This window comes from Citrobacter sp. (assembly GCF_050252275.1).
Classification (GTDB): Bacteria; Pseudomonadota; Gammaproteobacteria; order Enterobacterales; family Enterobacteriaceae; genus Citrobacter_A; species Citrobacter_A amalonaticus.
In genome coordinates this window covers 1-6,114 of sequence record NZ_JBFWLF010000275.1, presented here as the reverse complement: position 1 = coordinate 6,114, position 6,114 = coordinate 1, and the positions used below count along the sequence as shown (strand labels likewise).

Annotated in this window: 6 protein-coding genes; 1 reads left to right on the top strand and 5 read right to left on the bottom strand. The window is 52.8% G+C overall.

The window, feature by feature from the left end:
* Together AB7E14_RS19160 and dnaK are read right to left on the bottom strand one after the other, a co-directional pair.
* Positions 1-257: DnaJ domain-containing protein (locus AB7E14_RS19160; protein ID WP_428169805.1), on the bottom strand; the 257-nt coding region annotated here is incomplete at its 3' end.
* Between the two features lie 85 nt (positions 258-342).
* A complete protein-coding gene (gene dnaK, locus AB7E14_RS19155) occupies positions 343-2,259 on the bottom strand; it encodes a molecular chaperone DnaK (protein ID WP_042998010.1) in 1,917 nt (638 codons plus the stop codon).
* A gap of 355 nt (positions 2,260-2,614) precedes the next feature.
* On the opposite strand from dnaK, the gene satP reads away from it, so the two are divergent.
* Positions 2,615-3,181 carry an acetate uptake transporter gene (gene satP, locus AB7E14_RS19150; RefSeq protein ID WP_042998011.1) on the top strand — a complete coding sequence of 189 codons (567 nt, stop codon included), beginning with the start codon at positions 2,615-2,617 and terminating at the stop codon, positions 3,179-3,181.
* 35 nt (positions 3,182-3,216) lie between these two features.
* Here satP and AB7E14_RS19145 read toward each other — a convergent pair whose 3' ends face one another.
* The 3 genes from AB7E14_RS19145 to tal form a co-directional block, all read right to left on the bottom strand.
* Positions 3,217-4,524 (bottom strand): MFS transporter, encoded by a 1,308-nt coding sequence (locus tag AB7E14_RS19145; protein ID WP_044255624.1) that lies wholly within the window; start codon positions 4,522-4,524, stop codon positions 3,217-3,219.
* Positions 4,525-4,643: 119 nt separating this feature from the next.
* Positions 4,644-5,231: a molybdopterin adenylyltransferase gene (gene mog / locus AB7E14_RS19140; RefSeq protein WP_042998013.1), complete on the bottom strand. Its 588-nt coding sequence runs from the start codon at positions 5,229-5,231 to the stop codon at positions 4,644-4,646.
* A gap of 110 nt (positions 5,232-5,341) precedes the next feature.
* A partial coding sequence (gene tal, locus AB7E14_RS19135) for a transaldolase (RefSeq protein WP_428169804.1) occupies positions 5,342-6,114 on the bottom strand: 773 nt, incomplete at its 5' end.

Here is a 6,114-nt window from a genome sequence, read left to right as displayed (position 1 = left end):
CCAAAACCACCGCCGCCACCCATACCGCCTTGCTCAAACGCAGCATGTCCGTACTGGTCGTAAGCGGCGCGTTTTTGCGAGTCGGTCAGGACTTCATACGCGTCTTTGATCTCTTTAAACTTGGCTTCGGCCTCTTTATCACCCTGATTACGGTCCGGGTGAAATTTCATGGCCAGGCGCTTGTAGGCCTTTTTGATTTCACGCTCTTCCGCTGATTTGGAAACGCCTAAAATCTCGTAATAGTCTTGCTTAGCCATCTCTTTTTATCTGCCCTTAACATGCGTGCACGGGCGGAGAGGAAACCTCTTCGCCCGTGCCAGTAATTACCCGTTCAAAGGGCGATTATTTTTTGTCTTTCACTTCTTCAAACTCAGCGTCGACAACATCATCATCTTTCGCGTTGTTTGTGGAAGCGTCAGCGGAACCTGCCTGCTGCTGTGCGTGCTGCTGTTGAGCGATTTCCATCAGTTTCTGGGAAACCTGCGCCAGCTCCTGCATCTTCGCTTCGATAGCCGCTTTGTCTTCACCTTTCAGCGCCGTTTCCAGTGCGCTCAGTGCAGACTCGATAGCGGTTTTGTCGTCAGCTGGCAGTTGTTCGCCGGCTTCCTCAACCTGCTTGCGAGTGCTGTGCAACAGATGGTCACCCTGGTTGCGGGTCTGAACCAGCTCTTCGAACTTACGGTCAGACTCGGCGTTCGCTTCCGCTTCGCGAACCATTTTCTGAATTTCTTCTTCATTCAGACCAGAAGACGCCTTGATGGTGATCTTCTGCTCTTTACCGCTGTTTTTGTCTTTCGCGGAAACGTGCAGGATACCGTCAGCATCGATATCGAAGGTCACTTCGATCTGCGGCATGCCGCGCGGTGCCGGGTTGATCCCATCCAGGTTGAACTGACCCAGAGATTTGTTATCAGACGCACGTTTACGTTCACCCTGCAGCACATGGATGGTTACCGCAGACTGGTTGTCTTCCGCAGTAGAGAACACCTGGCTGTGCTTGGTCGGGATAGTGGTGTTTTTGGAGATCAGCGCCGTCATCACACCACCCATGGTTTCGATACCCAGAGACAGCGGGGTAACGTCCAGCAGCAGTACGTCTTTCACATCACCGGTCAATACACCACCCTGAACGGCAGCACCGATCGCCACGGCTTCGTCCGGGTTCACGTCTTTACGCGGTTCTTTACCAAAGAACTCAGCTACTTTCTTCTGCACCATTGGCATACGCGTCTGACCACCCACGAGGATAACGTCGTTGATATCAGATACGGACAGGCCAGCGTCCTGCAGAGCGACTTTCAGCGGCTCGATGGAACGGTTCACCAGATCTTCGACCAGGCTTTCCAGTTTCGCGCGAGTCACTTTGATATTCATGTGTTTCGGACCGGTGGCATCTGCAGTGATGTACGGCAGGTTCACGTCGGTCTGCTGCGCAGAAGAAAGCTCAATTTTCGCTTTTTCTGCCGCTTCTTTCAGGCGCTGCATGGCCAGCGGATCGTTACGCAGGTCAATGCCCTGATCTTTCTTAAATTCTTCAACCAGATAGTTGATCATACGGCTGTCGAAGTCTTCACCACCTAGGTGGGTATCACCGTTGGTTGCCAGAACTTCGAAGGTTTTTTCGCCGTCAACTTCGTCGATTTCGATAATAGAGATATCGAAAGTACCACCACCGAGGTCGTAAACCGCGATAGTACGGTTACCGACTTCTTTATCCAGACCGTATGCCAGCGCAGCGGCAGTCGGTTCGTTGATGATACGTTTCACTTCCAGACCTGCGATACGACCGGCGTCTTTGGTTGCCTGACGCTGAGCATCGTTAAAGTAAGCAGGTACAGTGATAACCGCTTCCGTTACCGGTTCACCCAGGTAATCTTCAGCCGTTTTCTTCATTTTCTTCAGCACTTCAGCCGAGATCTGCGGCGGTGCCATTTTCTGACCTTTCACATCCAGCCATGCGTCGCCGTTGTCGGCGCCAATGATTTTGTACGGCATGATGGAAACATCACGTTGAACTTCTTCGTCCTGGAAGCGGCGGCCAATCAGGCGTTTAATCGCAAACAGGGTGTTTTGCGGGTTTGTCACTGCCTGACGTTTAGCCGGCTGACCAACCAGAGTTTCACCATCCTGGGTATAAGCAATGATAGAAGGCGTGGTGCGATCGCCCTCGGCGTTCTCCAGCACACGTGCAGTAGTGCCGTCCATAATCGCTACACAAGAGTTGGTAGTACCCAGGTCGATACCAATAATTTTACCCATCTAAACGTCTCCACTAAAAATTCGGTCAACATGTGGTTGTGAGTCTGTAATAAGGGCGAAACGTGCGGTTTCAACTACCCTGATTCGTTTTTTTTCAGACTCACCACTGCGGTTGACTACTAAGTGGGGTCGTAACCCACTTCATCAAGGGGGGAATGAAAAAAATTTTTGCTTTTGTTGAAATAAATCGCCTGGATGATGTGTGATGGCGATCACGGCAGAAATTCACTCTTTTCCCCCGATGAGATCATAGACAGCCCCTTCTCTCCTGATTATTATGCCGCGCCCCGAACGGCGTCATGTTTTAGCGGGGATAACTATTTCACCATTCAATTAATGATGATCTTGAGGATTTATGGGCAACACTAAGTTGGCTAACCCGGCACCGCTGGGCCTGATGGGCTTCGGCATGACCACCATTCTGCTTAACCTGCATAACGCGGGTTTCTTCGCTCTTGACGGTATTATTCTCGCGATGGGAATTTTCTACGGCGGTATCGCGCAAATTTTTGCCGGCCTGCTGGAATACAAAAAAGGGAATACCTTCGGTTTGACCGCTTTCACCTCTTACGGCTCGTTCTGGCTGACGCTGGTCGCGATCCTGCTGATGCCGAAAATGGGGCTGACAGAAGCGCCGAATGCCCAGTTCCTTGGCGCCTACCTGGGCCTGTGGGGCGTATTCACACTGTTTATGTTCTTCGGTACGCTGACGGGCGCACGCATGCTGCAGTTCGTGTTCCTGAGCCTGACGGTTCTGTTCGCTCTGTTGGCTGTGGGTAACATCGCGGGTAACGAAGCCGTGATCCACTTTGCCGGCTGGGTTGGCTTAGTGTGTGGCGCCAGCGCCATTTACCTGGCGATGGGCGAAGTGCTGAACGAACAGTTTGGCCGTACCATTCTGCCGATTGGTGAAAAACACTGATTCATCAGTATCCCCCCGCTAAGGGGGGATCATTATTACGGCTGTTGTAGCTCAGCCTGCATTTCCGTATCGCGATAATACATGTCCTGTCGCAACCAAATTCCCAGTCCCAATCCCACCAGCGACAACGCCAGCACATACCAGCCTGGAGCCATCGGCGAGACGCTCATCAGCAGTGTGACGACAATCGGCGTCAGCCCACCGAAAATGGCATAAGAAACATTGTAGGAAAATGAAATGCCGGTAAAGCGGACTTCCGCAGGAAACGCGCGCACCATCACGTATGGCACTGCGCCCACCACTCCCACACACAGACCCACCAGCCCATAAAGCAGGAACAGATATTGCGGATGTGTGCCCGCCAGGTGGTAGAACAACCCGCTCGAACAAGCCAATAACAGGCTGCCAACAATAAAGGTTTTGCTGGCGCCAACGCGGTCGACAATAAAGCCCGCCAACAGGCAACCCATGCAAAGCATAATGGTCGCCACGCTGTTTGCCTGCAACGTCAGGGCTGGGGCTAGTCCGTACTGCTTTTGCAGCCAGACTGGCGACATTAAAATCACCACCACGATCCCTGCGGAGAGCAGCCAGGTCAGAAGCATGGAGATCACCACTGCCTTCTGATGTTTCACGACGACCGACTTCACCGGCAGTTCCTGCGCCAGCGTCTTACGCTGCTGCATCTCCAGAAAGATCGGCGTTTCCTGTAACCAACGGCGTAAATACATCGCCACCAGCCCAAAAATCCCACCCAACAAGAACGGAATTCGCCAGCCATAGTCATGCACGGCCTGTTGCGTTAAAAGGGTATTCACCTGAGTGGCTACTACGGAACCCAGCAGGATCCCCACCGTCAGACCCGCCGTTAGCGTTCCGCAGGCAATGCCGATACGACGTTCGGGAACATGCTCGGCCACAAACACCCATGCACCCGGAACTTCACCGCCAATCGCCGCCCCCTGCAAAATACGCATCAGCAGCAACAATAGCGGCGCAATAATTCCCATAGAGGCGTACGTTGGCAGCAGACCAATCGCCAGCGTGGGAACCGCCATCAACAAAATGCTCAGGGTGAACATCTTTTTGCGCCCGACCAGATCGCCAAAGTGCGCCATGATGATGCCGCCTAACGGACGCGCCAGATATCCGGCAGCGAAGATGCCAAAGGTTTGTACCTGACGTAGCCATTCGGGAATATCAGCGGGGAAAAACAACTCCCCTACCACTGCAGCGAAAAAGACGAAGATAATAAAATCATAAAACTCAAGCGCGCCGCCAAGGGCGGCCAGCGTCAGCGTTTTGTAATCCTGGCGATTGAGGGGGCGTGTATGTTGTGACATAGCGAACCATAAGTCTGAGGAGCGTTGTTATGAACGATACATGTAAAGTAAAACTTACTATATCGTAAACAAATCAACACGCCACTTTCACCGCCGCTTATCTTACGAAAAGACTAATTTCAGGCGTTTATTTCACGTCTTGCGCTTTTCGGGCGAAAAGATGCTACGATTTCCGGCGCGGTTTCCACATACGGCCCTTCGAGAAGCTGTATACAATACGGTACACTTGCGAATATACCCGCCACAACGACATTCCCTTCGGCATCCTTCACGCCTTCCAGAGTCTCTTTAATGGATTTCGGCTGGCCCGGTAAATTGAGGATTAACGCCTGCTTGCGAATCACCCCGACCTGGCGCGACAGGATCGCCGTCGGTACAAAGTGCAGGCTAATCTGCCGCATCTGTTCGCCAAAACCAGGCATCTGGCGATCGGCAACTGCGAGGGTCGCATCCGGCGTCACATCACGACGCGCAGGACCGGTGCCGCCAGTGGTCAGCACCAGATGGCAACTCATCTCGTCCACCAGCTCACACAGCGTTTGTTCGATGATGGCCTGCTCGTCAGGAATCAAGCGTGTCTGCACCTCAAAAGGGGTGGTCAGCGCCGTCGATAGCCACTCTTCCAGCGCCGGAATACCTTTATCCTGATAGACACCGCTGGAGGCGCGGTCAGAAATGGAAACTAAGCCAATACGTAAGGTGTTCATGATTATTCCATTTAAACAGTCTCGTTAAACAGAATGATACACTGCGAAGGGAAGGACAGACAGGGTTGAGAAGAGGTAGCGTGACCGGCGTACCGGTCACGCATCAATGATTACAGCAAGTCGCCGATCATTTTTTCCAGTTTTTCCTGGTCAACAGCAAACTTACGGATACCGTCCGCCAGCTTGTCTACCGCCATGGGATCCTGGTTGTGCTGCCACAGGAACTCAGACTCGGTGATGCGTTCCGGACGCGCTTTCACTTCGCCAGAGAAGGACAGTTTACGTTCGATAGCCCCTTCGCTTTCCGCCAGCTCTTTCAGCAGCGCCGGTGCGATGGTCAGGCGATCGCAGCCAGCCAGCTCAAGAATTTCACCGATGTTACGGAAGCTTGCGCCCATCACAACGGTCTCGTAGCCGTGCTGTTTGTAGTATTCGTAGATCTCCGTTACAGAAACCACGCCCGGATCTTCCGCCGGCGCATACTCTTTCTTGTCGGTATTGGATTTATACCAGTCAAGAATACGGCCCACGAACGGAGAGATCAGGAATACGCCCGCTTCAGCACAAGCTCGCGCCTGCGCAAAGGAGAACAGCAGCGTCAGGTTACAGTTGATGCCTTCTTTTTCCAGCTGCTCAGCAGCGCGGATGCCCTGCCAGGTTGAAGCCAGTTTGATCAGAATGCGATCGTTACTGATGCCTGCGTCGTTATACAGCTTGATGATGCGTTTCGCTTTGGCGATAGAGGCATCGGTGTCATAAGACAGGCGAGCATCCACTTCCGTGGAGATACGACCCGGGACCAGTTTCAGGATCTCCAGACCGATGTTTACGGCCAGTTTGTCGGTAGCGTCAACAATCTGCTGCGCGCGGTCATTGCTCTGCT

Bases quoted from the DNA above. Each gene is read 5' to 3' on its own strand.
- satP (WP_042998011.1), top strand. From the start codon at position 2,615: ATGGGCAACACTAAGTTGGCTAACCCGGCACCGCTGGGCCTGATGGGC.
- AB7E14_RS19145 (WP_044255624.1), bottom strand. From the start codon at position 4,524: ATGTCACAACATACACGCCCCCTCAATCGCCAGGATTACAAAACGCTG.
- dnaK (WP_042998010.1), bottom strand. From the start codon at position 2,259: ATGGGTAAAATTATTGGTATCGACCTGGGTACTACCAACTCTTGTGTA.
- mog (WP_042998013.1), bottom strand. From the start codon at position 5,231: ATGAACACCTTACGTATTGGCTTAGTTTCCATTTCTGACCGCGCCTCC.